Genomic DNA, 26,110 nt, shown 5'->3' on the forward strand with positions numbered 1-26,110 from the left:
ATGCACCATGAGGGGTCCCCAGGGACCTCCGCTCAGCGCGTGTTGGTCGAGCCGGTCGGCTGCTGCGGTCCGGGACCGGGTGACCACCAGCCCCACACGGTCTTCTCCCCGTGTGTAACCTGCGGCGCGGCGCCCTCGGTGAACGGCTCGACCTGCATCAGCTGGCCCCAGGACTGTCCCGGGTCCCCGTTGAGGTAGCTCGGCACCTCCGGCGTGGTCGCGACCTCCTCGAGCCAGCCGAGCGGACCGCCGCCGATGTTGTCGGCGATGCCGGCCTCCTCGGCCAGGTTGCCCGCGGTGATCCGGTAGGCCGGGATCTGCGAGACGCCGTCGTGCGCGGTGACCGGGTTCATGCACGGGTACACGAACGCGGCCGGCCAGTCCATGTACACCGGCGCGTTGCCCACCCGCTGCGTCAGCGTGGTGAACGTCGGCACGCGCGGGGCGCTGACCGCGACCCAGCCGTCGTCGGTGATGTCGTTGTCCTCGGCGACCACGCGCACCAGCGTCACGTCCGGCGGCAGGTCGCCGATCTCGACGCGCTCGTCGGCCCACTTGGTCTTGGTGCTGCCGCTGCCGGACACGGTGCCGGTGCCGCTGGGCAGGGCCACCTGGCTCTTGGTCACCTCGACGCCCTGCGGGGTCTGCCTGCCGAACTCCAGCGACACGCTCGTCGCCTTCCCGGCCGGAGCGGCGACGGCGACGGCGACCTGCGCACCCGCGTGCTGCTGGGGCAGCGCGTACCAGTCGGTGCGCAGCCGCCCGGTCGGCGTCTCGCTGTGGTCCTCGTGGTAGCTGCTCCACATCGGCACCGTGCTGGTGGTGAAGCCGTGCGGCGGCCCGGTCAGCGGATCGTTGTCGCTGCGGGCGTCGGTGTGGAAACCGGTGTCGGTCTTGCCGTTGTCCTGATCCACCGGCGGCAGTGTGGAGTTGGCAGGCTGCGGCTGCTTGACCGGAACCGTCTGCGCCGCGACGGGCTTGAGCACGCTCGACACCGGGTCCTGCTCGACCATCACGTGATCGGACAGGTTGCAGCTCTTGCCGAACAGGTGCTCGACGTTCGCCGCACCGAGGCTGTAGCTGCCCCACTGCTTCTGGATCGCCTTGCCCATGCTGGCGAACTCGAAGGCCACCACGAGGCCACAGACCACGACGAGACCGGCCGAGCCGAGCTTGAGCGCGCGGCCCCGGCGTTCCTCGACCGGTGGCGGCAGCCCCGGCCGCTGGGCGCGCACGTTCTCCACGAACGCGAACACCGCCGCGACGGCCGCGGCCAGCAGCAGCAGCGTGGACAGGTGGTAGCCGTGGATCGAGGGTGCCTTGTCGAACCACGGCACGCCGAGCTGGGAGACGAACCAGTACGCGTTCGGCCCCGTCGCGGCGAGCGCCGCCACGGCGAGCAGGCCCGCCAGGAACGCCGCCCTGTTGCGCCGTGACCGCAGGACCGTGGAACTGGTGGCCAGTGCCGTCAGCGCCGCCATCGCGGACCCGACCGCGGCGAAGGCCCCGAAGTGGTGCGTCCACTTGGTGGGCGTCAGCGCGAGCAGCAGGAAGAACAGGGCCGTGGTGCCGATGAGCCGCCTCGCCGGGCCGAGCGCGGCGCCCTGGATCCGGCTGCGGCGCAACAGCACCACCAGGCAGGTGCCGGTGCACAGGATGAGCAGCAGCACCGGGAACCGGCGGGTCATCGAACCGTCCGCGCTGTTGGCGAACAGCAGCTCGTAGCGGGACAGCTCCTCGTACCACGGCAGGTCGGGGCCGACCTTGCCGCGCAGCCTGGTGGCTTCCATCACCGAGGCGAACGTCTGGTCGGCGAATACCACGACGAGCACGATGAAGCCGGCCGCCGCGATCGGCGCCAGCACCTCGATCCAGCCGCTCTCCCTGGCACGGGCACGCAGCATCTGGAACAGCGGGCGCGCGGCGACCAGGAACGGGGCCACCGCGATCAGCGCGGTCGGCGTGGCGGCCAGCGCGAAGGCGGCCGCGATCAGGCCGAGGCACAGCGGCAACAGCCGCCGGGTCACCAGCGTCCGCTCGACGGCGCACAGGGCGAGCAGCGAGCCGAGCGCGGCCCACGGCTCGGGGCGGACACCGTTGTTGAACGGCAGCCACCACACCAAGAACACCATCGCGGCGGCCCAGCTCGCGGCGCGGCTGGCGCGGACCTGGGTGCCCAGCCGGGGCAGGACTTCACGGCTGATCAGCAGCCAGCTGATCACGCCGATCAGGAACGAGGGCAGCCGGATCCACGGCGGCACCGTGGACACGGTGGCCATCAGCTCGTAGATGTGGTCGTTCCAGCCGAACGGCGCTTCGGCGACCCCGAACCAGCGGTGGTAGTTGGTCAGGTATCCGTACTGGTCGGCGACCCTGGCCATGGTCAGGATGTAGCCGTCGTCCGAGGTCACCGGCCCGATGAACACCCACGCGCCGAGCGTGCCGAACACGGTGAAGTCGCGGGCGGTGAGCTTCCACCAGCCGACCGGCGCCCAGCGTGGTGCGCGCCGCGCGGTGCGCGCGTCCAGGCGGTTGACCGCGATCAGGCAGCCGATCAGCGACAGCACGCCGAACACGCCGATGCCGACCTTCCAGCCGGTCGGCGAGGACTGGTAGCGCGTGTCGGGCGTGATCGAGACGTGCAGCCCGTTCGTGGGGTCCTTGGCGGAGGTGATGTCGGTGTAAATGCCGAGCACGCGCGGCCGGACGTCACCACCCGAGTCGTACACGGGGGTGCCCGCGACCTTCAGCGTCGTGTGGGTGGCGTCGGAGGTGAACTGGACGTCGCAACCGGTGGCGGGCAGCGGCTGGCGGGCGACCTGCTCGCCGCGGTTGAGCGCGGTGAGCAGGCCGTTGTCGACGCGGAGCTGCATGCCGGCGCCGTTGCCGGTGCGCTCGGCGGGAATGGTCGAGAACAGCAGGCCGCCGCCGGGGCTGCGGCCGCTGACCGACTGGATCGTGGCGCACGGCAGGTCCACGCGCATGTCCTGCGCCCAGTAGCCGACCAGCGGCGCGTTCACCGGGCGGGTGTCGCTGCCGGCGGGCCAGTTGATCTGAGCCGTGTCCTGCACGACCGGCAGGAACGGGTAGGCCAGCGCGCAGGCGGCGGCGAACAGGCCGAGAACGATGGCCAGCCAGCGCCACAACGGCGCGTGGGGTTTCACAGGCGGAGAGCTGTCGCGCTGCGCCTGCTCCTGGTCGGTCACCTCATCCGGGGTGACTGTCGGCGTCCTGCTGGCCATCCACATTGAACGAACGCTATCGCCCTACTGTGTCGAGATTTCCACCGGTCTTGTCGGTCAGGGATTATGCACGGTGGCCCCGGCGCCGAATCGTTCGAGATGGGTTGCGGCCGCCAGCGGCCGCCGTTCGCGCCAGCCGAACCGCTCCAGATCAGGCGTTTCGTGCAGGCGGCTCACCGGTCCGGTGCACAGCCACGCGACCGGCCGGATCTCGGGCGGGATGCCGAGCAGTTCCCGCAGGAACTCCTCGCGGTAGAAGCTCACCCAGCCCACGCCGAGCCCCTCGGCGGTCGCCGCGAGCCACAGGTTCTGGATCGCGAGGCACACCGAGTACAGGCCGGCGTCGGCGATCGCGTGGCGGCCGAGTACGTCGGGGGAGCCGCGGCGGGAGTCGTAGGTCACCACGATGCCGAGGCTGGACTCGAGAATCCCCTCGATCTTGATCTTGTCGAAGGTTTCGCCCCGTTCGGCGGACAGCGATCGTGCGAACACGTCGCGCTCGGCGAGCACGTGGTCGCGGAACGCGGTGCGGGTCTCACGATTGGACACCAGCACGAAGTCCCACGGCTGGCTCAGCCCGACGCTCGGTGCGGCGTGCGCCGCCTCCAGCACTCTGGTGAGTACGTCCTCCGGAATCGGTTCCCCGGTGAACTCGGCCCGGACGTCTCGCCTTCGCAGCACCACGTCGTAGAACGGTTGGCTCATCCCTCCAGCATCGCTGATACCCAATCCAGCGCTGCCGCCACGTCGTGAACCGTGTGTGCATCCGGACGTTCCGGACGTCGCACGACCACGACGGGAATGCCCAGTTCACGGGCGGCGAGAAGTTTCGCGGCGGTCATATCGCCCCCGCTGTCCTTTGTGACCAGAACGTCGATCCGGTGCTCACGCATCAGCGCCCGCTCACCCTCGACGCGGTAGGGGCCCCGGTCGAGCAGGATCTCGATGTTGGGCGGCAGCGGCGGTTCCGGCGGATCGACACACCGCGCGAGGAACCACTGGCGGGCGCAGTGCGCGAACGCGGCCAGTCCCTGGCGTCCGCTGGTGAGGAAGATCCGGTCGCCGAGCTCCTGGATCCGCTCGGCGGCCTCGTCGAGCGAGGCGACCCAGTGCCAGTCGTCGTGACGGGGCTGCCAGCCCGGTCGCTGCAGCCGCAGCAACGGCACGTTCGCCGCCTTCGCGCCCGCCACCGCGGAGGTGCCGATGCGTTCGGCGAACGGATGCGTCGCGTCCACGACGGCGACCGCCTCGTGGTCGGTGAGCCAACGCGCGAGCCCGTCCGGTCCGCCGAACCCGCCGATGCGCACCTCGCCCTCGGGCAGCCGGGGGTTGGCGACGCGTCCGGCCAGCGAGGACACCACGTGGACGCCGCGGGCGAGCAGGGCCGACGCGAGCGCGCGAGCCTCACCGGTGCCTCCGAGCACGAGCACTGTGTTCACACGAGCCATACTCCCTGTTTGTGCGGTACGGCTGGACTACGGGGGCGTGTGCGACCGCGGCGACGACCGCCGCGTACACCGCGCTGCTCACCGGTACTTTCCCCGATCCGGTGGAGGTGCTGCTGCCGAAGGGCAAGCGCCCGGCGTTCGCGCTGGCGACCGAGCGGCTGGACGCCGGATCGGCCAGCGCCGGTGTGATCAAGGACGCGGGCGACGATCCGGACGTGACGCACGGCGCGCTCATCGTGGCCACCGTGTCGCGTGGTGCACCCGGTACGGGAGTGACGTTCCGTGCGGGCGAGGGCGTCGGCACGGTGACGAAACCGGGCCTGCCGCTGGCGGTCGGCGAACCCGCCATCAACCCCGTGCCGCGGCGGCTGATGACCGAGGCGGTCGCGCGGGTCGCGGCGGCGCACGGCGACGCGGGTGACGTCGTGATCGAGATCTCGGTGCCGGACGGCGAGGAACTGGCGCGCCAGACGTGGAACCCGCGGCTGGGCATCCTCGGCGGCCTGTCGATCCTGGGCACGACGGGTGTCGTCGTGCCGTACTCGTGCTCGGCGTGGATCGACAGCATCCGGCGCGGCGTGGATGTCGCGCGGGCGCTGGGGCTGACACACGTGGCGGGCGCGACGGGCAGCACGTCGGAACGTGTCGTCGCCGAGCTGTACGACCTGCCGGAGAGTGCGCTGCTGGACATGGGCGATTTCGCGGGCGCCGTGCTGAAGTACCTGGCGCGCCACCCCGTGCCGCGGCTCACCCTCGCGGGTGGGTTCGCGAAGTTCTCGAAGCTCGCGGCGGGGCACCTGGACCTGCATTCGAAACGGTCGCAAGTGGACTTGTCGCTGCTGGCGTCACTCGCACCGGAACAGGCCCCGGCGATCCTGGCTGCCAACACGGCGTTGCACGCGCTGGAGATCTGCCAGGACGCGGGGATCCCGATCGGCGACCTGGTCGCGGCGAAGGCGCGGGAGACGGCGCTGTCGGTACTCGGATCGGCGCCGGTCGCGGTGGACGTCGTGGTGATCGACCGCGCGGGCACGATCGTCGGGCGGGCCGGTTGACCCGCTGTAGCACCGCGAGGCACGTCAATCCCGTGTCAGGCCCTTCGCCGTGCGTTCCCTCGTCGCCGAGTACAGGAAGCTGTCCGGGAACGTCTCCGCGGCCAGCACCCGGCCCACGAAGATCACCGCCGCCCGCTTGATCTCCGCCGCCTTGACCTGGGCCGCGATGGTCGCCAGCGTGCCGCGCAGCACGACCTCCTCCGGCTGGCTCGCCCGCGCCACGACGGCCACCGGGCAGTCCTGGCCGTAGCGCGGCACCAGTTCGGCCACCACCCGCTCGATCCGCCCGATGGCCAGGTGCAGCGCGAGCGTCGCCCCGGTCGCGGCGAAGGCTTCGAGCGTCTCGCCGGAGGGCATCGCCGTGGAGCGGGCCTGCACCCGTGTGACGACGAGGCTCTGCCCGATCGTCGGCACCGTCAGCTCGCGCCCCAGAACCGCCGCCGCGGCGGCGAAGGCGGGCACCCCCGGCACGACCTCGTAGGGCACGCCCGCCGCATCGAGCCGCCGCATCTGCTCGGCGACCGCGCTGTAGATCGACGGGTCGCCCGAGCACAGCCGCGCCACGTCGTGTCCCGCCTCGTGCGCCGCCACCACCCTCGCGATGATCTCGTCCAGGTTGAGGTTCGCCGTGTCGACGCGTTCGGCGTCCGCCGGGCAGTGCGCGAGCAGATCCGGCGGCGTGAGGCTGCCCGGATACAGGCACACCTGGCAGCGCCCGAGCAGGTCCCGGCCCCGCACGGTGATCAGGTCGGCGGCGCCCGGTCCGGCACCGATGAAGTACACGGTCATTTCCTGATGCTCCATTGCGTCACGGTGCGCGCCGGCGCCCACCCGGTGAATCCGCCCAGCGGGGCGGCGTGCTCGACGGCGATGCGTACCAGCTCTCCGCCATGCGTGCGGTAGGCCTGCGCGAGCGTCTGCTCCGATTCGAGCGTGACGGCGTGCGCGACCAGCCGTCCGCCCTCCCGCAGCACGGCCCAGCAGACCGGCCACGCGGTGACCCCGCCGCCCAGGAACACCGCGTCCGGCGCGGGCAGCCCGTCCAGCGCATCGGGCGCGGAGCCCTCCACGACCCGCAGATCGGGCACGCCGAGGCGCTCGGCGTTGTGTCCGATCCGGGCCGCGCGTTCGGCGGAACGTTCCACGGCGATGGCCCGGTTCGACGCATGGGTACGCGACCATTCGATCGCGACACTGCCCGCGCCCGCGCCCACGTCCCACAACAGCTCGCCGGGACGCGGTGCCAGCCGGGCCAGCGCGACCGCGCGCAGATCCCGTTTGGTGAGCTGGCCGTCGCTTTCGAACGCGTCGTCCGGCAACCCCGGCACAAGCGCGAGTCCCGGCCCGCCCGCGCACTCGACGGCGACGACGTTCAGCGGGTCGACCTCGGCCGACCACTCGCGCGCCGTGCCGCGCACGATCTGCTCACCAGGGCCGCCGAGCTGCGCCAGCACGGTCATCGCGCTGTCCCCGAAACCGTGCTCGACCAGCAGCGACGCGATCGCGGCGGGACTCGACGCGTCGGAGCTGAGCACCAACAACCGCGCACCGGGCGTCAGCACACGCGCGACGCGGTGCACGTTGCGCCCGACGACGCTGACCACCTCGGTCTCCTCCGCGGCCCAGCCCAGCCGCGCCCGTGCGAGCGTGACGGACGACACCCCGGGCACGATCCGCACATCGGCGAACCGCCGCATCAGCGTGGTGCCGATGCCCGACAGCATCGGGTCGCCGCTCGCCAGCACGCCGAGCCGTCGGTCCTCGTGCGCGCCGAGCAGCCGGTCCAGCGCGGGCAGCAGGGGGCTTGGCCAGGCGGTTTTCGGCAGGTCGAGCGGTACCAGGTCGAGCTGACGCGACGCGCCGAACAGGACGTCACAGGCGCTCAGCTCGGCCCGCGCGGCCTCGGTCAGCCCGGCCCAGCCGTCGGCGCCGATCCCCACCACAACAATCGTCACGACCGTGAACCGTATGTCATGATGCCTGGCGACGGTCCTTCGCGGAACCCGGTGCGAATCCGGGGCGGTCCCGCCACTGTGACCGGTTCTCCGGAGCCGGGAGCCAGAGCTTCGAAGCCCGTTGCGTGCCCTCGCGGCGCGCGGCCAGAACCAGTGGGCGCGGACACCCGCTCAGAGCCTGAGGAGTCGCATGCGGCCGTATCCCTTCACCGCTGTCGTGGGCATGCAGGAGCTGCGGCTGGCGCTCGTGTTGTCGGCGATCTCGCCCGCCATCGGCGGTGTGCTCGTGCGCGGCGAGAAGGGCACCGCGAAATCCACGATGGTCCGCGCACTGGCCGGGCTGCTGCCGCCGGTCGACGTGGCCGAGGGTTGCCGCTTCTCGTGCGATCCGGCCGCGCCGGACCCGCAATGCCCGGACGGCCCGCATGCCGGCCCCGCGATCCGTCGTCCGGCGCGGCTGGTGGAGCTGCCCGTCGGCGCCGCCGAGGACCGCGTGGTCGGTTCGCTCAACCTCGAACGCGCGCTCGCCGAGGGGGTCACCGACTACCAGCCCGGGCTGCTCGCGGCGGCGCACCGCGGCCTGCTCTACGTGGACGAGGTCAACCTGCTGCACGACCATCTCGTCGACACGCTCCTGGACGCGGCGGCGATGGGCCGCGCGACGGTCGAGCGCGAGGGCGTGTCGGTCTCGCACGCGGCGCGGTTCGTGCTGATCGGCACGATGAACCCGGAGGAAGGGGAGCTGCGGCCGCAGCTGCTCGACCGGTTCGGGCTGACCGTCGAGGTCGCCTCCAGCCGCGATCCGGAGGAACGCGCCGAGGTCATCCGCAGGCGTCTCGCCTACGAAGCCGATCCCGGCACGTTCGCCGGGCGCTACGCCGACGACGACGCGTCCCTGGCGCGGGAAATCCAGGCGGCACAGGAACTTCTGCCCTCGGTGACGCTCAGCGACGACGCGCTGCGGCAGATCGCCGAGGTGTGCGCGTCGTTCGAGGTGGACGGGATGCGCGCGGACATCGTCACCGCGCGCACCGCGGTCGCGCACGCGGCCTGGTCCGGTCGCGACAAAGTGTCCACAGAGGACATCCGGGTCGCCGCGCGGCTCGCGTTGCCGCACCGGCGCCGCCGCAATCCCTTCGACGCGCCGGGCATCGACGAGGACCAGCTCGAACAGGCACTCCAGGACGCCGAACCGCCCGAGGACCCCGGCCCCGACGACGACGGACCCGGCTCCGGTTCGCAAGCACCCGAGCCGGAAGCGGGCCCGCAGGGCGAGACCGAAGGCGGGCAGCAGCCGGAAACCGGCGGCGGGGCAGGCGGTCAGCAGCAGACGACCGGTGCGGGCAAGCCGTACCGGGCACGGTTGTTCCAGGTCGCGGGCGTCGGTGAGGGAGAGCGCGGACGGCGTTCCCGCGCGGTGACCGACAGCGGCCGCACGGTCGGTGTACGGCCGCCGAGTGTCCGGGAAGGACGGCCGCACCTGGTCGCGACCATGCGCGCCGCCGCGCCGCACCAGCGTTCGCGGGGCCGCACGGGCGCGGGTTTGGTGCTGCGCAAGGGAGATCTGCGCTACGCGTTGCGCGAGGGCAACGAGGGCAACCTCGTACTGTTCTGTGTGGACGCTTCCGGGTCGATGGGTGCCCGGGCGAGGATGCGCGAGGTGAAGGCCGCCGTGCTGTCGCTGCTGCTGGACGCCTACCAGCGGCGGGACAAGGTCGGGCTCGTCACGTTCCGCGCGAACGGGGCCGATCTGGCGCTCCCGCCGACGATCAGCGTCGAGGACGCGGCCGCACGGCTGGAAGCGCTTCCCACCGGCGGCCGCACCCCGCTGGCGGAAGGATTACTCGAAGCCGCAAGGGTTCTGCGCGTCGAGTCGGTACGCGATCCCCGGCGCCGCCCGCTGCTCGTGGTCGTCACCGACGGGCGCGCGACCAGTGGTGCGGACGCGGTGCGGCGGGCACAGGCCGCGGCCGGGCTGCTGGCCGGGGTTACCGCCGTGGTGATGGACTGCGAGACCGGCCGCATGCGCCTCGGGCTCGCCGCCGAACTCGCCGAACACCTCGGCGCCGAACACGTGCCGCTCGGCGAGGTCGCCGCGGACTCGCTGACCAGCGCCGTGAAATCCCGCCTCGGGAGGGCTGCCTGATGCCACAGGGCAAACCGGAGGTCGTGCCCGACGACGGCCTCACCACGCGCCAGCGCCGCAACCGGCCGATCTTCGCCATCCACACCGGCGAGATGAAGGGCAAGTCCACCGCCGCCTTCGGGATGGCGCTGCGTGCCTGGAACCAGGGCTGGTCGGTGGGCGTGTTCCAGTTCGTCAAGTCCGCGAAATGGCGGGTCGGCGAGGAAAGCGCTTTCCGTGCGCTCGGCGAGCTGCACGAGCAGACCGGCCAGGGGGGACCGGTCGAATGGCACAAGATGGGCGAAGGCTGGAGCTGGGCGCGTAAATCCGGGTCCGAAGAGGACCATGCGGTGAACGCGCGCGAGGGCTGGGTCGAGATCAAGCGCAGGCTCGCCGAAGAGCGCCACGACTTCTACGTGCTCGACGAGTTCACCTATCCCCTGAAATGGGGCTGGATCGACGCCGCCGACGTCGCCAAGACCATCGCGGACCGGCCAGGCCGTCAGCACGTCGTGATCACCGGTCGCAGCGCGCCGCCGGAACTGGTCGAGGTCGCCGATCTCGTCGTCGAGATGACCAAGGTCAAACATCCGATGGACACGGGGCAAAAGGGCCAGCGGGGCATCGAATGGTAGCCAGGGTCGTCATCGCGGCGCCTGGTTCCGGACACGGTAAGACGACGATCGCGGCCGGGCTGATGGCCGCGCTGCGTTCGCGTGGGCACGCGGTTTCCGGGCACAAGATCGGCCCGGACTTCATCGATCCGAGCTACCACGCACTGGCCACCGGCCGGCCGCCGCGCAACCTCGATCCCTTTCTGCAGAGCGAGGAGCTGCTCGTGCCGCTGCTGCTGCACGGGGCGGGCGAGATCGCGGTCATCGAGGGCGTGATGGGCCTGTTCGACGGCAGGCTGGGCACCGAGGGCTACGCCTCGACCGCGCACGTGGCCCGGCTGCTGTCCGCGCCGGTCGTGCTCGTGGTGGACGCGAGCGCCGCGAGCCGCAGCGTGGCCGCGACCGTGCTGGGTTTCGCCCGGTACGACCCGCGTCTCGAGCTGGCGGGCGTGATCCTGAACAAGCTCGGTTCGCAGCGGCACGAGGACGAGATCCGGGCGGCGCTGAAGCCCACCGGCATCCCGGTGCTGGGAGCACTGCGGCGCAGCGACGACATCCACGCGCCCAGCCGTCACCTCGGCCTGGTGCCCGCCGCCGAGCGCGAGACGGAATCCGCGCGGCTGCTGCCGAAACTGGCCGAGTGGATCAGTCAGGGTGTCGATCTCGAAGCGATCGTGCGGGTGGCCCGCGGAGCCTCACGGCTGAGCGGGCGGCCCTGGTCACCGGGTCCGGAATGGACCGGGCGGCGCCGTGTGGTCGCCGCCGCGGCCGGGCAGGCGTTCACCTTCCGCTACACCGAGACCGTCGAACTGCTCGCCGCGCAAGGCATCGATGTGGCCGACATCGATCCGCTGCGGGACAAGACCCTGCCCGAGGGCTGCGCGGGACTGTACTTCGGCGGCGGTTTCCCGGAGGTGCACGTCGAGGACCTGTCGGCGAACGCGCCGCTGCGCGAGGAGATCGGCAACGCGGTCCACAGTGGAATGCCGGTAGTCGCCGAATGCGCCGGGTTGCTGTACCTGTGCCGTGAGCTGGACGGGCTGCCCATGGTCGGCGCCGTGGACGCGGTGGCACAGATGACGAAACGCGGCGCCCTCGGCTATCGCGAGGCGACCGCGCCCGCGCCGAACCTGCTCGCCGAAGCGGGTGAACGGGTCACCGGGCACGAGTTCCACCGCACCCAGGTGCGCCCACGCCACGGCACGACCGCCGCGTGGGAATGGGACGGTTCGGGCGAAGGCTTCGCGTCGCCGAATCTGCACGCGTCCTATTTGCACGTTCACTGGGCTGGGCATCCGAGGCTGGCCAAGCGGTTCGCGGCGGCGGTACACGCCTATGAGTGACTACGACCTGCACCATCACGGGGACCAGGAGGTCGGCGCCGGGCTGGTCGACCTCGCCGTGAACGTCCGGCTGCCCAAACCGCCCGAGTGGTTGCGCCGCGAACTCGCCGAGGCGCTCGACGACCTGGCCGCGTACCCGAACCCGGTCGCGGCGGCCGAAGCGGTCGCCACACGGCATCGGAGGGACAGCGGTGAAGTGCTGATCACGGCGGGTGCCGCCGAGGCGTTCACGTTGCTGGCACGGGCTTTTCGCGGCCGGAATGCCGTCGTGGTGCATCCGCAGTTCACCGAACCGGAGGCGGCGCTGCTGGCCGCCGGGCACGAGGTGCGCCGCGTCGTACTGCCGGACTTCGTCCTCGATCCCGCGCTCGTTCCCGGCGACGCGGACCTGGTTTTCGTTGGTAATCCGACGAATCCGACGTCCGTGCTGCATCCGGCCGAGGCGCTGCGCGCACTGGTGCGGCCCGGCCGGGTGCTCGTGGTGGACGAGGCGTTCCTCGACGCGGTGCCCGGCGAACCGGAGTCGCTGGCCGAGGAAACGCTTTCCGGTGTGGTCGTCATCCGCAGCCTCACCAAGACGTGGGGCATCGCGGGCCTGCGTGCGGGATACGTGCTGGCGGAAGCGGAGATCATCGAGCGCTTGCGCGCCGTTCAGCCGCCGTGGTCGGTCTCCAGCCTCGCCGCGCGGGCGGTCGTCGCCTGCTGCCGTCCAGCCGCGCTGGACGAGGCGGACAAGCTCGCCGTCGCCGGGGAACGGGACCGGGAGCGGTTGGTCGCGGGTCTGCGGGAGCGCGGTGTCGAGGTCGCCGGCGAGCCGCGTGGGCCGTTCGTGCTGATCCGGATTCCGGGCGCCGACCGTGTCCGGGAGCGGTTGCGCGCGACCGGTTACGCGGTGCGCCGCGGCGACACGTTTCCCGGGCTCAGCCGTGACTATCTGCGCCTCGCCGTCCGCGACGAAGCCACGACGGCGAGGTTCCTGCGTGCGCTGGAGCTCACGATGAACGGGTCAGGCCAGGGCGAGTAGCGCGGCGGCGGTCGCGGCTTCCACACACGCCCCGAGCACGTCACCGGTGATGCCGCCGAGGCGACGGACACAACGCCACAACAGCAGCCCCGCCACCGCATACGCCACCGCCACCGCGATCGGTCCGCGCCACCAGTCGTAGCCCGGCGCCAGCGCCGACAACCCGGCAGCCAGCACGAAAACCGCCGCGGCGAAGGGGATCGACACCGAGCCCGCGACCGTCGCGCCGAGCCCCTCCGGCCGCGCCGAGGGAACCCCGGTGGCGCAGCACAACGACAGCACGCACCGTCCGGCGATCACGGCCACCACGGCGGCGGCCGCGCCGCCCGCCGCGAGTGCTCCACATTGGACGATGAGCACGAAGACCAGGGCCGCCACCCCGGTCGGCCCGGAGTCGCCGCGCCGCATGATCTCCAGCGCCCGGTCGCGGTCGTAGGAGGCACCCAGTCCGTCGGCGGTGTCGGCGAGCCCGTCCAGATGCAGGCCGCGGCTGCCGAGCGCGACGGCCCCGACCGCGACGGCGGCGGTGGCCAGGCCGGGCAGGCCGAGCACGCTGCCGGCCCACATGATCAGCCCGGCCAGCGCCGCGAGCGGCACCACCGCGACGGGCGCGAACAGCATCGCCCCGCTCGCGACACGACGGTCGATCGCGCGGGGCGGCGGTACCGGCATGGCGGTCAGCGTGCCGACCGCCATGCGCATCGAGTCAAGCGCGATCACGAGCCGCCCTCGCCCTGCGACTCGGCCGCATGGAAGTCCCAACTCGCGCGCAGGCAACCCACGACTCGGGCGCGCGGAACGCTCGACTCGCGCATTTCAGGCTAGGTCGGCCAGTAGGCCCATGTCGGCGATGACGGCGCGGGCCGCGCGCAGGGTCGGTACGGCCTGCACGGCGCCGCTGCCCTCGCCGAGCCGCAGCCCCAGATCGAGGATCGGCTCGAGGCCCAAGGCCTTGAGCGCAAACGCTTGCGACGGTTCGGTCGAGCGGTGTCCGGCGAGCCACCAGCGCACGGCGTCCGGCGCGATCTCCCGCGCCACGACGGCGGCCGCACCCGAGAACACGCCGTCCAGCAGCACCGGCACACCCCGTGCGGCGCCCTGCACGAGGAACCCGGCCGTCGCCGCGGCGCAAGCGCTTCCGAGCGCGGTGAGCAGGTCGAACGGATCCGTGCCGTCCTTGGCCTGCGCGTAGCGGGCGAGCGCGTGCGAGACCACGGAGATCTTGCGCTCGCGCCCGGCCTCGTCGATCCCGGTGCCGGTGCCCACGACATCGGCCGCGGGCAGGCCCAGCGTCGCGGCCACCAGCGCCGCCGCGGGCGTGGTGTTGCCGATGCCCATGTCACCGGGAATGAGCAGATCGGCACCGTCGGCGATCTCCGCGTCCGCGATCGCCCGGCCCGCGTCGAACGCCGCGCGGGCCTCGCCGGGCGCCAGCGCGTCCTCGACGTCGATCGACCCCGAACCGCGGCGAATCTTGAACGCGCGCACGTCCTCGGGCACGTCGGAAAGATCCGCGTCGACAGCGATGTCGACCACGCGGACCTTGGCGCCGACCTGGCCCGCGAGCACGTTCACGCCGCTCTTGCCCGCCAGAAAGACCCGCACCATGGCGGCCGTGACCTCACGCGGGTACGCGGACACGCTGGACACGCCGTGGTCGCCGGCGAACACGACGACCCGCACGTCGTCCAGGGGCTTCGGCGGGACCTGGCCGTGCGCGGCACACAGCCACGCCGCCAGCTCCTCCAGCCGTCCCAGCGCGCCGAGCGGTTTGACCAGTGCGTCGAGCCGCTCCAGTGCCGCGGTACGTGCCTCGGGGTCGGGAAGCGGAATCTCGATCACAGCAATGCCCTTTCGCTCAGCCGGAGAATGCGCCCGGCCACCACCAGCTGGACGCTGTCCGACTCGGCGGCGACCCGGTTGTTCAGTGCGCCCAGCACATCACGAAAGAGGCGTCCGGAGAAGGTCGCGGGCACCACACCCATGCCGACCTCGTTGCTGACCGCGACAATCGGTACATGCGCCTCGCGCCACGCGGCGAGGAAGTCCTCCATCCGCTCGTCGAGGCGCAGCTCCCAGCCCGCTGTCTGCTCCCACGCGCCGACCTCGCCGAGTACCCGGCTGACCCACGTGCCGAGACAGTCGATGAGCAGCGGGCGCGAGGCACGGCGCACGGCCGTGGCGAGATCGGTGGTTTCCAGCGTGCGCCAGTTGGCCGGACGGCGGGCCTGATGCTGCTTCACCCGCGCCGCCCATTCCGGATCGTCGCCGGCGGGCAGGCCGGGCGCGACGTAGACGATCTCGGGATGGGGGTACATCAACCGCTCGGCGTGACGGGACTTGCCCGAGCGCACACCGCCAAGGATCAGCACCTTGCCCTCGTCGCGCCCCCACCTGCGCAGGCGGCGGGCGGCACCTTCGAGGGTGCCGGCGAGCCGCTGGGTCAGCTTGGTCATACCCGGCATTGTCGTGCAAGCGCTAACGTGCCGTGCGTGGTGTATGCGAGTAAGTCCGGCCTGGCCGCCGGTTACCTGCTTGACGCCGTTTTCGGCGATCCGCGGCGCGGGCATCCGGTCGCGCTGTTCGGCCGCGCCGCCGGGGCGCTGGAGCGGCGGATGTGGGCCGGCTCGCGGACCCGTGGGGTGGTGTTCGCGGCGGCCTGCGTGGGTGCCGCGACGGGCCTCGGTGCCGTGGCGCAGGCGGCCACCCGGCGCCGCCCGCGCGCCCGGTTCGCGCTGACCGCGCTCGCGACGTGGGCCGTCCTCGGTGGACGCGGCCTGGCCGAGGAGGGCGAGGCGATGGCGCGCCTGCTCGAGGACGACGACCTGCCCGCCGCCCGGCGCCGCCTGTCCCACCTGTGCGGCCGCGACGCCACGAACCTCGGCACCAAGGAACTGGCGCGCGCCGCCACCGAGTCCATCGCGGAGAACACGTCGGACGCGGTCGTCGCGCCGCTGTGCTGGGGCGCGGTCGCGGGCCTTCCGGGGCTGCTCGGCTATCGCGCGCTCAACACACTCGACGCGATGGTTGGACATCGTTCACCCCGCTACGAAAGGTTCGGCTGGGCCGCGGCCCGCGCCGACGACGTGGCGAACCTGGTGCCCGCCCGCGTCGGCGCCCTCGCCGCCACGGCCTGCGCGCCGCTCGTCGGTGGCAGCCCGAAGCGCGCGTGGCGGGTGTGGCGGCGCGACGCGCACCGGCATCCGAGCCCGAACGCGGGCCAGGTCGAGGCCGCCTTCGCCGGTGCGCTCGACATCCGGCTCGGCGGCGTGAACACCTACGGCAGTCGCACCGAGGACCGCGGCACGCTGGGCGACGGTCCCGCTCCCGGCCCGGCGGACCTCCGCCGTTCGGTGCGGCTTTCGCGGGCGGTCGGGGCCGCCGCACTGGCCGCGGCGGTCGCGCGATGAAGGGGCTGCTGGTCGCCGGGACGACCTCGGACGCGGGCAAAAGCCTTGTCACCGCGGGAATCTGCCGCTGGCTCGCGCGCGCGGGCCTGCGCGTGGCGCCGTTCAAGGCGCAGAACATGTCGAACAACTCGATGGTGTGCGCCGACGGCGCGGAGATCGGCCGCGCGCAGTGGCTGCAGGCACGCGCGGCCGGGGTGGAGCCCGAGGCCGCGATGAACCCGGTGCTGCTCAAACCGGGCAGCGATCACCGCAGCCACATCGTCGCGCTGGGCAAGCCGTTCGGCACGCTCGAGGCGGGGGAGTACGCCTCGGGCCGCGCCGCTCTGGCACGCCTGGCCTTCGACGCCTACGAAGGCCTCAGCTCCCGTTTCGACGTGGTCGTGTGCGAGGGTGCGGGCAGCCCGGCCGAGATCAACCTGCGCGCGGGCGACTACACGAACATGGGCCTCGCGCGGCGGTTCGGGCTGCCCGTGGTCGTCGTCGGCGACATCGACCGCGGCGGGGTGCTGGCCGCGATGTACGGCACGCAGGCGTTGCTGGACGCCGAGGACCAGTCGCACATCGCGGGCTGGATCGTCAACAAGTTCCGCGGCGATCTCGGGTTGCTGCGGCCGGGGCTGGACCGGATCGCCGAGCTGACCGGCCGCCCGGTGTTCGGAGTGCTGCCGTGGCTGCACGGCGTGTGGATCGACTCCGAGGACGCGCTCGCGGCCGCAGGCTGGACGCGTGAGCAGCAGGGCGGCTCGCTGAAGGTCGCGGTGGTGCGGTTCCCGCGTGCCTCCAACGCGACCGATGTGGACGCTCTCGCCGCCGAACCCGGCGTCACCGTGAGCCTCACCGCCGAGCCGGACGTCGTGCGAGCCAGCGACATCGTGGTGCTGCCCGGTACGCGCGCGACGGTCGACGATCTGCGCTGGCTGCGCTCACGGGGCCTGGAAAGCGCGCTCAACGCCCGTGTGGCCGGCGGAAAACCGGTGCTGGGCATCTGCGGTGGCTACCAGATGATGGCGCGGGAGATCCGCGACGACGTCGAATCCGGCGAGGGCGCCGTCAAGGGGCTCGGGTTGCTGCCCACCACGGTGTCGTTCGCGCACGACAAGGTGCTCGCCCGGCCGAGCGGCTCCTGGCGCGGGCACGAGGTCGAGGCGTACGAGATCCACCACGGCAGCGCCGAACCGGACGGCTACGCCGAACCGTTCCTCGACGGCTGGAACGCGGGCCCGGTGTGGGGAACGATGTGGCACGGCGCCTTCGACAACGACGGTTTCCGTCGCGCCTGGCTGACCGAGGCCGCGGCGATGGCCGGGGTCACGTGGACCCCGGCCGTGGACGCGCCTGGATTCGCCGCACTGCGGGAATCGATGCTGGACCGGCTTGCCCAGTCCATTGTGGAGCACCTCGACACCGAGGCGCTCCTCGAGGTCATACGGCGGGGTTCGCCTGCGGGACTGCCGATCTTGTGAACGCCCGCTCGGCGAGCGTGCCGAAGATCAGTCCCAGCGAGCCCCACAGGGTGACCTGCGTGCCGAGCGAGGCGATGCGGAAACTCCACAACGCCGACGCCGGGAACTGCGCCGGTACCTCGTCGACGATCGGCATCAGCCAGGCGCACAGCGCCATCACCACGAGATAACCGACGCACGCGGTGATACCGCCCGCCCACGCGTCGAACCGCTCGGTCACCTTGCGGCCGGCCACGACCGCGACCAAGCCGACCACAATGGACAGTGCGACGAACGCGAAGTACAGCTCGGTCCTGGACTGGATCGTGCCTTCCTGGCCGACCGCGGGTGGATTCGCCGGGTATTTCAGGAACGGCACCACGACGGCCACTGCGAACGCGCAAGCGGTGACCAGCAATGCCGTCAGCCTCGGGCGCAACGTCCCGATCCGTCCATAAGCGAACGCGAACGCCAGCGCCAGCAGACCGCCGATGGCGATGCCGTACACGCCGACGCCCACGAACAACCCGATCGAGGACTGCACCCCACGGCTGACGAGTTCCGCGCCGTGGTGGTCGTGGGGCAGGGACTCTTCGAATCCGATGGCCGTGCTCACCGTCGGTTCGCCGGCCACGTAGCCGAACACCGTGGCGAGGACGGCCGCGACCAGGCCCGCGGCCATGCCGCGGACCAGCAGGGTCCTCATCATGTCAGTGGCAGGGGAAGGCGAGCAGGTGCCTGCCGTCGTGCAGGAATTCGTGGATGTAGCTGTTGGCGAACATCGCCGTGGCACCCTGCTCGGTGCTGACGAAGTACAGCGCGATCAGCGCGAGCAGTCCGATGAGGACGGCCCAGGGCAGGATCTGGCGGATGGGAATACGAACGGGAACCGGGATCGCCGTAGCGGCCTGGGTCACGGGAAAACCTCCTCGGGCTTGCGCGGCCTGTCTGGGGTGACGCGATGGTCCGGGTCTGACTTCCCGGCTCGTTTCCGAACCGGGTCACAGTGGCGCGTCCGTGCGGAGTTTCACCGCTTCCGGAGGCCATCGCCTGGCCCGCTAAAGGTAAACCACGTGGAAAACCAGGGCAAGGTTGTGTCGTATTGGACACCCGGACGGCGCCGGGTGTCCCACGTTCAGCCCAGTACCGGCCGGTTCGAGCGCCTGCTAAACCTGGATGACCTCGATCCCTTCCAACTCGAACGCGGTCACCACCTCACGCGGCGCGCGCGAGTCGGTGATCAGGATGTCCACCTCCGGCGTCGGGCAGATGCGGGCGAACGCGTACGCGCCGAGCTTCGAGCTGTCCGCGACGACCACGACCTGCCGGGCCCGCGACGCGAGCAGCCGGTTGATGGTGGCTTCCGCCTCGTGGTGGGCGTAGAGGCCGCGCAGCGGATCGATCGCGTCCACGCCGAGGAAGGCCAGATCCAGGCTCACCTCGTTCAGCACCGGTTCGGCCAGCGGCCCGGTCAGCTCGAACGACCGGGCGCGCGCGACCCCGCCGGTGGCCACGATCTTGATGCACTGCCGCACGGTCAGTTCGTGCGCGATGTTGAGCGCGTTGGTGACCACGGTCAGCGCGGGCGCGCCGTCGGCGCTGTTGAACTCCGGACGGGTCGCCAGCGCCCGGCTCACCTCGGTACTGGTGGTGCCGCCGTTGATCCCGACGCTCATCCCGCGCTCGGCCAGTCGCGCGGCGGCCGCGCCGATCCGCTGCTTTTCCACCGCGTTGCGCGCCGCCTTGTGCCGCAGGGGCAGGTCGTAGGCGACGTTGCTCGGCACCGCACCGCCCCGGGTGCGGGTAAGCAATTGACGTCCGGCCAAATGGTCGAGATCGCGGCGAATTGTCGCGGGCGAGACGCGAAGTTCTTTCGCGGTTTCCTCGACGTCGAGCCTGGCGCGCTGCCCGACCATTTCGAGCAGCGCGTTCAGGCGCTCATGGCGGTCCACGATTAACTATTACCCGCTTTCCCCGCGCCGTGGAAACCGGTCAGTTGTTGGCGGCTGGCCTATAAGGCGGGGAAAGGGTTCGCGGTCTTCTACGACAACGGGGTGGACAGGCCGAATGCCTGTCCACCCCGTTGTCGCTCGAACGTCGTATTACGAAATCGGCCGGTCCGTGGGCGCGATGGGCGCGGGCAGCAGATCCCGCGACATCAGGTGCGCGTCCACGGCGGCGGCCGCCGAGCGGCCTTCGGCGATCGCCCACACGATGAGCGACTGGCCGCGGCCCATGTCACCCGCCACGAACACGTTGTCCACCGACGTCTTGAACGTCTTGTCCCGCGCGACATTGCCGCGCTGGTCCAGTTCGACGCCCAGCTCCTCGATGAGCCCCTCCTGCTGCGGCCCCACGAAACCCATCGCCAGCAACACCAGCTGCGCGGGCAGCTCCGTCTCGGTGCCCTCGACGGGAACGAACTTGCCGCCCTCGTTGCGCACCTCGACCAGCTTCAGCGCGCGCAGGTCGCCCTCGTCGTCGGCGAGGAACTCCTGCGTGTTCACCGAGTACAGCCGCTCGCCGCCCTCCTCGTGTGCCGAGGACACCCGGTAGATCATCGGGTACGTCGGCCACGGGTGCGCGTCGGAACGCGACTGCGGCGGCTTCGGCATGATCTCCAGCTGCGTCACCGACGCGGCGCCCTGGCGGTGCGAGGTGCCGACGCAGTCCGCGCCGGTGTCACCGCCGCCGATCACGACGACGTGCTTGTCCTTCGCGCTGATCGGCGTCTCGTCGAGGGTGCCCGCCGCGACGCGGTTGGCCGGCGGCAGGAACTCCATCGCCTGGTACACGCCGGGAATCTCGCGGCCGGTGATCGGCAGATCCCGCCACGCCGTCGCGCCACCGGCCAGCACCACCGCGTCGTAGTCGGACTTGAGCTGCTCGACCGTCACGTCCACGCCGACGTCGACGTTCGTGCGGAACTCGGTGCCCTCCGCGCGCATCTGGTCCAGCCTCCGGTCCAGGCGCCACTTCTCCATCTTGAAGTTGGGGATCCCGTACCGCAGCAGCCCGCCGATCGCGTCGGCCCGCTCGAACACGACCACGTCGTGCCCGGCGCGGGTGAGCTGCTGTGCGGCGGCGAGCCCGGACGGGCCGGAGCCGACCACGGCGACCTTGCGGCCGGTGCGCGTCTCGGGCGGCTGCGGCTTGATCCAGCCCTCGTCCCACGCCCGGTCGACGATCGAGATCTCGACCCGCTTGATCGTCACCGGATCGTCGTTGATGCCGAGCACGCACGCGGTTTCACACGGCGCGGGGCACAACGTCCCGGTGAACTCCGGGAAGTTGTTGGTCGCGTGCAGCCGCTCGATCGCGTCGAGCCAGTCCTGCTGCCACACCAGCGAGTTCCACTCGGGAATCAGGTTCCCCAGCGGACAACCCTGGTGACAGAACGGGATACCGCAGTCCATGCAGCGCCCGGCCTGCTTCTCCAGCTTGTTCGACGGGAAGCCCTCGTAGACCTCTTTCCAGTCCAGGATCCGGATGTCGACCGGCCGGCTCGTCGGGGTCTCGCGTTCCGTCGTGAGAAAACCCTTGGGGTCAGCCATGAGCGGCCTCCATGATCGCCTCGTTCACGTCGCGGCCGTCCCGCTCGGCGGCGGCCTGCGCCTGAAGTACTCGCTTGTAGTCCTTGGGCATGACCTTGCCGAACCGCTCGACCGCCACGTCCCAGTCCGCCAGCAGCGCGTGCGCCACCGCGGATTCCGTCTCCACGTAATGCCTTTCCACCGCGTCGCGGAGGAACTCGGTGTCCTCGTCGTCCAGCGGGTCGAGGTCCACCATCTCCCGGTTGACGCGCATCGGCGAAAGGTCGAGCACGTAGGCGATCCCGCCGGACATACCGGCCGCGAAGTTCCGCCCGGTGCTGCCGAGCACGACCACGCGCCCGCCGGTCATGTACTCGCACCCGTGGTCGCCGACGCCCTCGACGACCGCCACGGCACCGGAGTTGCGCACGCAGAACCGCTCGCCGACCTTGCCGCGCAGGAAGATCTCCCCGGCGGTGGCGCCGTAGCAGATGACGTTGCCCGCGATGATGTGCTCCTCCGCGGGGAAACGCGCCTCCTTCGGCGGCCGCACCACGATCCGGCCACCGGACAGTCCCTTGCCGACGTAGTCGTTGGCGTCGCCGTAGAGCCGCAAGGTGATGCCGCGCGGGATGAACGCGCCGAACGACTGCCCCGCCGTGCCGGTGAAGGTCACGTCGATGGTGTCGTCGGGCAGACCCTCGCCGCCCCAGCGCTTGGACAGCTCCGAGCCCAGCATCGTGCCCACGGTCCGGTTGACGTTGCGCACCGGAAGCTCCAGCCGCACCTTGTCACCGGAGGACAGCGCGCCCTCGGCGAGCTGGATCAGCGTGTTGTCCAGTGCCTTGTCCAGACCGTGGTCCTGCGCGACGACCTGGTGCCGGGCCGCACGCGGCTCCAGCTCGGGCACGTGGAAGATCGGCGACAGGTCCAGCCCCGCGGCCTTCCAGTGCTCGACCGCGCGCCGCTTGTCCAGCAGCTCCGCGTGCCCGACCGCCTCGGCGATCGACCGGAAACCGAGCGCCGCCAGGTACTCCCGCACCTCCTGCGCGATGAACTCGAAGAAGTTCACCACGTACTCGGCCTTGCCACTGAACTTCTCGCGCAGCTTCGGGTTCTGCGTCGCGACGCCGACCGGACACGTGTCGAGGTGACAGACGCGCATCATGATGCAGCCCGACACCACCAGCGGCGCGGTCGCGAAACCGAACTCCTCGGCGCCCAGCAGCGCGGCGATCACCACGTCGCGGCCGGTCTTGAGCTGACCGTCGGTCTGCACCACGATCCGGTCCCGCAGCCGGTTGGCCAGCAGCGTCTGCTGCGTCTCGGCCAGCCCCAGCTCCCACGGGCCACCCGCGTGCTTGATCGAGGACAACGGCGAAGCGCCGGTGCCGCCGTCGTGCCCCGAGATGAGCACCACGTCGGCGTGCGCCTTGGACACACCGGCCGCGACCGTGCCGACCCCGACCTCGGACACCAGCTTCACGTGGATGCGGGCGGCCGGGTTGGCGTTCTTCAGGTCGTGGATCAGCTGCGCCAGGTCCTCGATCGAGTAGATGTCGTGGTGCGGCGGCGGGGAGATGAGCCCCACACCCGGCGTGGAGAACCGCGTCTTGGCGATCCACGGGTACACCTTCGCGCCGGGCAGCTGCCCGCCCTCACCGGGCTTGGCGCCCTGCGCCATCTTGATCTGGATGTCGTCGGCGTTGACCAGGTACTCACTCGTCACGCCGAACCGGCCACTCGCGACCTGCTTGACCGCGCTGCGCCGCTCGGGGTCGTAGAGCCGCTCCGGGTCCTCGCCGCCCTCACCGGTGTTGGACTTGCCGCCCAGCCGGTTCATCGCGATCGCGAGGGTCTGGTGCATCTCCATCGAGATCGAGCCGTAGGAGATGGCGCCGGTGGCGAACCGCTTGACGATCTCGGAGACCGGTTCGACCTCCTCGATCGGCACCGGCGCCCGCACACCCTCCTTGAGCTCGAACAGCCCGCGCAGCGTCATCAGCTTCTCGGCCTGCTCGTCGACGGAGCGGGTGTACTCCTTGAAGATCTCGTACTTCCCGGACCGCGTCGAGTGCTGCAGCTTGAACACGGTGTGCGGGTTGAACAGGTGCGCCTCACCCTCGCGCCGCCACTGGTAGTCGGCGCCGGTCTCCAGCTCGCGGTGCGCCGGGCGCACGCCGTCCCTCGGGAAGGCGTGCTGGTGCCGCTGCGCGACCTCGTCGGCCAGGGTGTCGAAGCCGACGCCGCCGAGCCGGGAGGTGGTGCCGCGGAAGCAGGTGTCGATGACGTCGGCGCCGAGCCCGATCGCCTCGAAGATCTGGGCGCCGGTGTAGGAGGCCACTGTGGACACACCCATCTTCGACATGGTCTTGCGCACGCCCTTGCCCAGCGCCTTGATCAGGTTCCGGGTGGCCTGCTCCGGCGTGACGCCGGGGATCTTGCCCTGTGCGGCCAGTTCCTCGACGGTCGCCATCGCCAGGTACGGGTTCACCGCGGCGACGCCGTAGCCGATGAGCAGCGCGATGTGGTGCACCTCGCGGGCGTCGGCGGCCTCCACGATCAGGCCGACCTGCGTGCGGGTCTTCTGCCGCACCAGGTGGTGATGCACCGCGCCGGTCAGCAGCAGCGACGGGATCGCCGCATGGTCGGCGTCGACGCCACGGTCGGACAGCACGATCAGCCGCGCGCCGTCCTCAATGGCCTCGGACACCTCGGCGCAGATCTCGTCCAGCCGTCGCACCAGCGCCTTGCCGCCACCGTGCACTTCGTAGAGCCCGTGCACGGTCACGGCCTGGAACTCGGGCAGGTCGCCGTCGTCGTTGATGTGCACGAGCTTGGCGAGCTCGTCGTTGTCCAGCACCGGGAACGGCAGCACGATCTTGCGCGCGTGCTCCGGACCGGCGTCGAGCAGGTTCGGCTCCGCGCCCAGCTGGGTGCCGAGCGAGGTCACCAGCTCCTCGCGGATCGCGTCCAGCGGCGGGTTGGTGACCTGCGCGAACAGCTGCGTGAAGTAGTCGAAGATCTGCCGCGGCCGCGCCGAGAGCGGAGCCAGCGGCGAGTCGTTGCCCATGGAGCCGATCGGTTCGGCGCCGGCGCGGGCCATCGGCTCGAGAAGGGTTTCCAGCTCCTCCTGCGTGTAGCCGAACGCCTGCTGCCGCCGCACCAGCGAAGAGTGCGTGGGCACCTCGCGCTCGCGCTCGGGCAGCTCCTCGAGCCGCACCAGCCCCGCGTCGACCCATTCGCCGTAGGGATGCTGCGCGGCCAGCTCGCCCTTGATCTCCTCGTCGTCGATGATCCGGCCCTCGGCCGTGTCGACGAGGAACATCCGGCCGGGCTCCAGCCTGCCCTTGCGCACGATCGTGGACTGGTCCAGCTCCAGCACGCCGACCTCACTGGCCAGCACGACGAGACCGTCCTCGGTGACCCAGTACCGGGCCGGGCGCAGGCCGTTGCGGTCGAGCACCGCGCCGATCTGCGTACCGTCGGTGAACGACACCAGGGCGGGACCGTCCCACGGCTCCATCATCGTCGAGTGGAACTCGTAGAAGGCCCGGCGCGCCGGGTCCATCTCCTCGTGGTTCTCCCACGCCTCCGGGATCATCATCAGCACCGCGTGCGGCAGGCTGCGCCCGCCCAGGTGCAGCAGTTCGAGCACCTCGTCGAAGGTCGCCGAGTCGCTCGCGTCGCGCGTGATGATCGGGTAGATCCGCTTGAGGTCACCGGGGATCAGGTCGGTGGCGAGCATCGACTCGCGCGCGTCCATCCAGTTCCGGTTGCCGCGCATGGTGTTGATCTCGCCGTTGTGCGCGACATAGCGGTACGGGTGCGCCAGCGGCCACGACGGGAACGTGTTGGTGGAAAAGCGAGAGTGCACAAGCCCGATCGCGCTCGTGACACGCTGATCGGTCAGGTCCGGGAAGAACTTCTCGACCTGCGGCTCGGTGAGCATTCCCTTGTAGACGATGGTGCGCGCGGAAAGGCTGGGGAAGTAGACGCCTTCGGGCTCCAGCGCGTGCTCGGCCCGCTTGCGCACGCAGAACGCGGCGCGCTCCAGCGCCAGGCCGGTCACGCCGGCCTCGCGGGAGGCGATGAACAGCTGGGTGAAGTGCGGCATCGTCGTGGCCGCGGTGGGCCCGACGTGCTCGGTGTCGACCGGCAGCTCACGCCAGCCGAGGACGCGCATGCCCTCTTCGGCGGCGATGCGCTCGATGGCGCTCATGGCACGGCCGCGCGTCGTGTCGTCGGTGGGCAGGAACGCGGTGCCCACCGCGTAGCCACCCGCCTCGGGCAGGTCGAAGTCGACGACCTCGCGGTAGAACTCGTCCGGGACCTGGATGAGGATGCCGGCGCCGTCACCCGTCTCCGGTTCGGCCCCGCGTGCCCCACGGTGTTCGAGATTTCGCAGCGCGACAAGTGCCTTGCGCACGATCTCGTGATCTCGCCGTCCGGCGAGATCGGCGACGAAAGCGACACCGCAGGCATCGTGCTCGTACTGCGGGTCGTAAAGCCCCTGGGGGTCACTCGGGCTGTGGCGGGTCACGGCTGGCCGCCTCCTAAGGCGTCGGCGGTCGCAGGAAGTCACCCGTTCGTGCCAAGTCTGGTCGACGTGGCTAACGCAGTTGTCCCGGACCGCGATGGTCAGTCGAGAAGGGTTTCGGCGTGCGCCCGGCACTGGGCAGGCTGCGACGCCAGGCCACACTTCACTGGGTGGCCCTGTGGTGCGTGTAGTTGGCTCTATCCGGTTGTTCGGCGCGCGGCAACCACCCTCTGGTGGGGGCGTTGACGCGGCGCGCTTGTTACTCCCGGGTTCTCCGGGGTCTTATGACAGTAGTGTGAATTCGCTGTTATCGACATACGTCGACCGCCGCGCGTGGGAAATGCCACGCCGGAGTTGACTATCGCCCGTTCGGCGTTCC

The 26,110-nt window shown here is 71.1% G+C and carries 20 protein-coding genes and 1 riboswitch; of the genes, 7 read left to right on the top strand and 13 right to left on the bottom strand.

Going from position 1 to position 26,110, the window contains the following annotated elements:
- Nucleotides 1-32: 32 nt before the first annotated feature.
- From HFP15_RS14415 to HFP15_RS14425, 3 genes are read right to left on the bottom strand one after another with little or no spacing between them, the layout of a single operon-like run.
- Nucleotides 33-3,248 (bottom strand): arabinosyltransferase domain-containing protein, encoded by a 3,216-nt coding sequence (locus tag HFP15_RS14415; protein ID WP_446680242.1) that lies wholly within the window; start codon nucleotides 3,246-3,248, stop codon nucleotides 33-35.
- A 51-nt stretch (nucleotides 3,249-3,299) separates the two neighbouring features.
- On the bottom strand, nucleotides 3,300-3,947 hold the full coding sequence (gene bluB, locus HFP15_RS14420; RefSeq protein WP_168515652.1) for a 5,6-dimethylbenzimidazole synthase: 648 nt from the start codon (nucleotides 3,945-3,947) through the stop codon (nucleotides 3,300-3,302).
- Entirely contained in the window at nucleotides 3,944-4,672 is a 729-nt protein-coding gene (locus tag HFP15_RS14425) for a cobalt-precorrin-6A reductase (RefSeq protein WP_376768872.1), read from the bottom strand. Before HFP15_RS14425 ends, bluB begins: the two co-directional genes overlap by 4 nt.
- A gap of 29 nt (nucleotides 4,673-4,701) precedes the next feature.
- Here HFP15_RS14425 and HFP15_RS14430 point away from each other — a divergent pair, with 29 nt between their 5' ends.
- Nucleotides 4,702-5,745, top strand: coding sequence for a cobalt-precorrin-5B (C(1))-methyltransferase (locus HFP15_RS14430; protein ID WP_168515654.1), 1,044 nt, complete (start codon nucleotides 4,702-4,704; stop codon nucleotides 5,743-5,745).
- Between the two features lie 24 nt (nucleotides 5,746-5,769).
- Here HFP15_RS14430 and cobM read toward each other — a convergent pair whose 3' ends face one another.
- On the bottom strand, nucleotides 5,770-6,534 hold the full coding sequence (gene cobM / locus HFP15_RS14435; protein WP_168516016.1) for a precorrin-4 C(11)-methyltransferase: 765 nt from the start codon (nucleotides 6,532-6,534) through the stop codon (nucleotides 5,770-5,772).
- A complete protein-coding gene (gene cbiE, locus HFP15_RS14440; protein WP_312871594.1) occupies nucleotides 6,531-7,700 on the bottom strand; it encodes a precorrin-6y C5,15-methyltransferase (decarboxylating) subunit CbiE in 1,170 nt (389 codons plus the stop codon). Before cbiE ends, cobM begins: the two co-directional genes overlap by 4 nt.
- A gap of 43 nt (nucleotides 7,701-7,743) precedes the next feature.
- Nucleotides 7,744-7,805: riboswitch (cobalamin riboswitch) on the top strand.
- An 85-nt stretch (nucleotides 7,806-7,890) separates the two neighbouring features.
- On the opposite strand from cbiE, the gene HFP15_RS14445 reads away from it, so the two are divergent.
- Genes HFP15_RS14445 through cobC form a run of 4 tightly spaced genes read left to right on the top strand, consistent with a single transcriptional unit; the run spans nucleotide 7,891 to nucleotide 12,806 of the window.
- Complete coding sequence (locus HFP15_RS14445; protein ID WP_168515656.1) at nucleotides 7,891-9,846, top strand: putative cobaltochelatase; 1,956 nt, start codon at nucleotides 7,891-7,893, stop codon at nucleotides 9,844-9,846.
- Entirely contained in the window at nucleotides 9,846-10,460 is a 615-nt protein-coding gene (cobO, locus tag HFP15_RS14450; protein WP_168515658.1) for a cob(I)yrinic acid a,c-diamide adenosyltransferase, read from the top strand. The genes HFP15_RS14445 and cobO overlap by 1 nt, the downstream gene beginning before the upstream one ends.
- A complete protein-coding gene (locus tag HFP15_RS14455) occupies nucleotides 10,454-11,782 on the top strand; it encodes a cobyrinic acid a,c-diamide synthase CobB (RefSeq protein WP_168515660.1) in 1,329 nt (442 codons plus the stop codon). The genes cobO and HFP15_RS14455 overlap by 7 nt, the downstream gene beginning before the upstream one ends.
- On the top strand, nucleotides 11,775-12,806 hold the full coding sequence (gene cobC / locus HFP15_RS14460) for an Rv2231c family histidinol phosphate aminotransferase CobC (protein WP_168515662.1): 1,032 nt from the start codon (nucleotides 11,775-11,777) through the stop codon (nucleotides 12,804-12,806). The genes HFP15_RS14455 and cobC overlap by 8 nt, the downstream gene beginning before the upstream one ends.
- Here the strand turns inward: cobC and HFP15_RS14465 are convergent.
- From HFP15_RS14465 to cobU, 3 genes are all read right to left on the bottom strand, one after another.
- A complete protein-coding gene (locus HFP15_RS14465; protein WP_168516020.1) occupies nucleotides 12,789-13,502 on the bottom strand; it encodes an adenosylcobinamide-GDP ribazoletransferase in 714 nt (237 codons plus the stop codon). The two genes, cobC and HFP15_RS14465, sit on opposite strands and share 18 nt — an antisense overlap.
- Nucleotides 13,503-13,622: 120 nt before the next feature.
- Nucleotides 13,623-14,645, bottom strand: a complete 1,023-nt coding sequence (gene cobT, locus HFP15_RS14470; RefSeq protein ID WP_376768873.1) for a nicotinate-nucleotide--dimethylbenzimidazole phosphoribosyltransferase — start codon at nucleotides 14,643-14,645, stop codon at nucleotides 13,623-13,625.
- A complete protein-coding gene (gene cobU / locus HFP15_RS14475; protein WP_168515666.1) occupies nucleotides 14,645-15,262 on the bottom strand; it encodes a bifunctional adenosylcobinamide kinase/adenosylcobinamide-phosphate guanylyltransferase in 618 nt (205 codons plus the stop codon). Before cobU ends, cobT begins: the two co-directional genes overlap by 1 nt.
- A gap of 36 nt (nucleotides 15,263-15,298) precedes the next feature.
- On the opposite strand from cobU, the gene HFP15_RS14480 reads away from it, so the two are divergent.
- Both HFP15_RS14480 and HFP15_RS14485 read left to right on the top strand, forming a co-directional pair.
- Nucleotides 15,299-16,216, top strand: a complete 918-nt coding sequence (locus HFP15_RS14480; protein WP_312871595.1) for a cobalamin biosynthesis protein — start codon at nucleotides 15,299-15,301, stop codon at nucleotides 16,214-16,216.
- The gene (locus tag HFP15_RS14485; RefSeq protein ID WP_168515668.1) at nucleotides 16,213-17,679 is read left to right on the top strand and encodes a cobyric acid synthase; all 1,467 of its coding nucleotides are present in this window, start codon (nucleotides 16,213-16,215) and stop codon (nucleotides 17,677-17,679) included. Before HFP15_RS14480 ends, HFP15_RS14485 begins: the two co-directional genes overlap by 4 nt.
- On the opposite strand, the gene HFP15_RS14490 is transcribed toward HFP15_RS14485, so the two are convergent.
- From HFP15_RS14490 to gltB, 5 genes are all read right to left on the bottom strand, one after another.
- Nucleotides 17,639-18,367 carry a CbtA family protein gene (locus HFP15_RS14490; protein WP_168515670.1) on the bottom strand — a complete coding sequence of 243 codons (729 nt, stop codon included), beginning with the start codon at nucleotides 18,365-18,367 and terminating at the stop codon, nucleotides 17,639-17,641. The two genes, HFP15_RS14485 and HFP15_RS14490, sit on opposite strands and share 41 nt — an antisense overlap.
- A gap of 1 nt (nucleotide 18,368) precedes the next feature.
- Nucleotides 18,369-18,575: a CbtB domain-containing protein gene (locus tag HFP15_RS14495; RefSeq protein WP_168515672.1), complete on the bottom strand. Its 207-nt coding sequence runs from the start codon at nucleotides 18,573-18,575 to the stop codon at nucleotides 18,369-18,371.
- A 249-nt stretch (nucleotides 18,576-18,824) separates the two neighbouring features.
- On the bottom strand, nucleotides 18,825-19,610 hold the full coding sequence (locus tag HFP15_RS14500) for a DeoR/GlpR family DNA-binding transcription regulator (RefSeq protein ID WP_168515674.1): 786 nt from the start codon (nucleotides 19,608-19,610) through the stop codon (nucleotides 18,825-18,827).
- 150 nt (nucleotides 19,611-19,760) lie between these two features.
- Nucleotides 19,761-21,212: a glutamate synthase subunit beta gene (locus tag HFP15_RS14505; protein ID WP_168515676.1), complete on the bottom strand. Its 1,452-nt coding sequence runs from the start codon at nucleotides 21,210-21,212 to the stop codon at nucleotides 19,761-19,763.
- The gene (gene gltB / locus HFP15_RS14510; RefSeq protein ID WP_168515678.1) at nucleotides 21,205-25,734 is read right to left on the bottom strand and encodes a glutamate synthase large subunit; all 4,530 of its coding nucleotides are present in this window, start codon (nucleotides 25,732-25,734) and stop codon (nucleotides 21,205-21,207) included. Before gltB ends, HFP15_RS14505 begins: the two co-directional genes overlap by 8 nt.
- Between the last annotated feature and the right edge of the window lie 376 nt (nucleotides 25,735-26,110).

This window comes from Amycolatopsis acididurans (assembly GCF_012328925.1).
In the GTDB taxonomy this organism is placed as follows: domain Bacteria; phylum Actinomycetota; class Actinomycetes; order Mycobacteriales; family Pseudonocardiaceae; genus Amycolatopsis_E; species Amycolatopsis_E acididurans.

What these genes read in the sequence shown, in the direction of transcription:
- HFP15_RS14505 (WP_168515676.1), bottom strand. Translation starts at nt 21,212, where the DNA reads ATGGCTGACCCCAAGGGTTTTCTCACGACGGAACGCGAGACCCCGACG.
- HFP15_RS14455 (WP_168515660.1), top strand. Translation starts at nt 10,454, where the DNA reads ATGGTAGCCAGGGTCGTCATCGCGGCGCCTGGTTCCGGACACGGTAAG.
- HFP15_RS14465 (WP_168516020.1), bottom strand. Translation starts at nt 13,502, where the DNA reads ATGGCGGTCGGCACGCTGACCGCCATGCCGGTACCGCCGCCCCGCGCG.
- cobC (WP_168515662.1), top strand. Translation starts at nt 11,775, where the DNA reads ATGAGTGACTACGACCTGCACCATCACGGGGACCAGGAGGTCGGCGCC.
- HFP15_RS14485 (WP_168515668.1), top strand. Translation starts at nt 16,213, where the DNA reads ATGAAGGGGCTGCTGGTCGCCGGGACGACCTCGGACGCGGGCAAAAGC.
- HFP15_RS14415 (WP_446680242.1), bottom strand. Translation starts at nt 3,248, where the DNA reads ATGTGGATGGCCAGCAGGACGCCGACAGTCACCCCGGATGAGGTGACC.
- HFP15_RS14490 (WP_168515670.1), bottom strand. Translation starts at nt 18,367, where the DNA reads ATGATGAGGACCCTGCTGGTCCGCGGCATGGCCGCGGGCCTGGTCGCG.
- cobO (WP_168515658.1), top strand. Translation starts at nt 9,846, where the DNA reads ATGCCACAGGGCAAACCGGAGGTCGTGCCCGACGACGGCCTCACCACG.
- cobU (WP_168515666.1), bottom strand. Translation starts at nt 15,262, where the DNA reads ATGACCAAGCTGACCCAGCGGCTCGCCGGCACCCTCGAAGGTGCCGCC.
- HFP15_RS14445 (WP_168515656.1), top strand. Translation starts at nt 7,891, where the DNA reads ATGCGGCCGTATCCCTTCACCGCTGTCGTGGGCATGCAGGAGCTGCGG.
- bluB (WP_168515652.1), bottom strand. Translation starts at nt 3,947, where the DNA reads ATGAGCCAACCGTTCTACGACGTGGTGCTGCGAAGGCGAGACGTCCGG.
- cobM (WP_168516016.1), bottom strand. Translation starts at nt 6,534, where the DNA reads ATGACCGTGTACTTCATCGGTGCCGGACCGGGCGCCGCCGACCTGATC.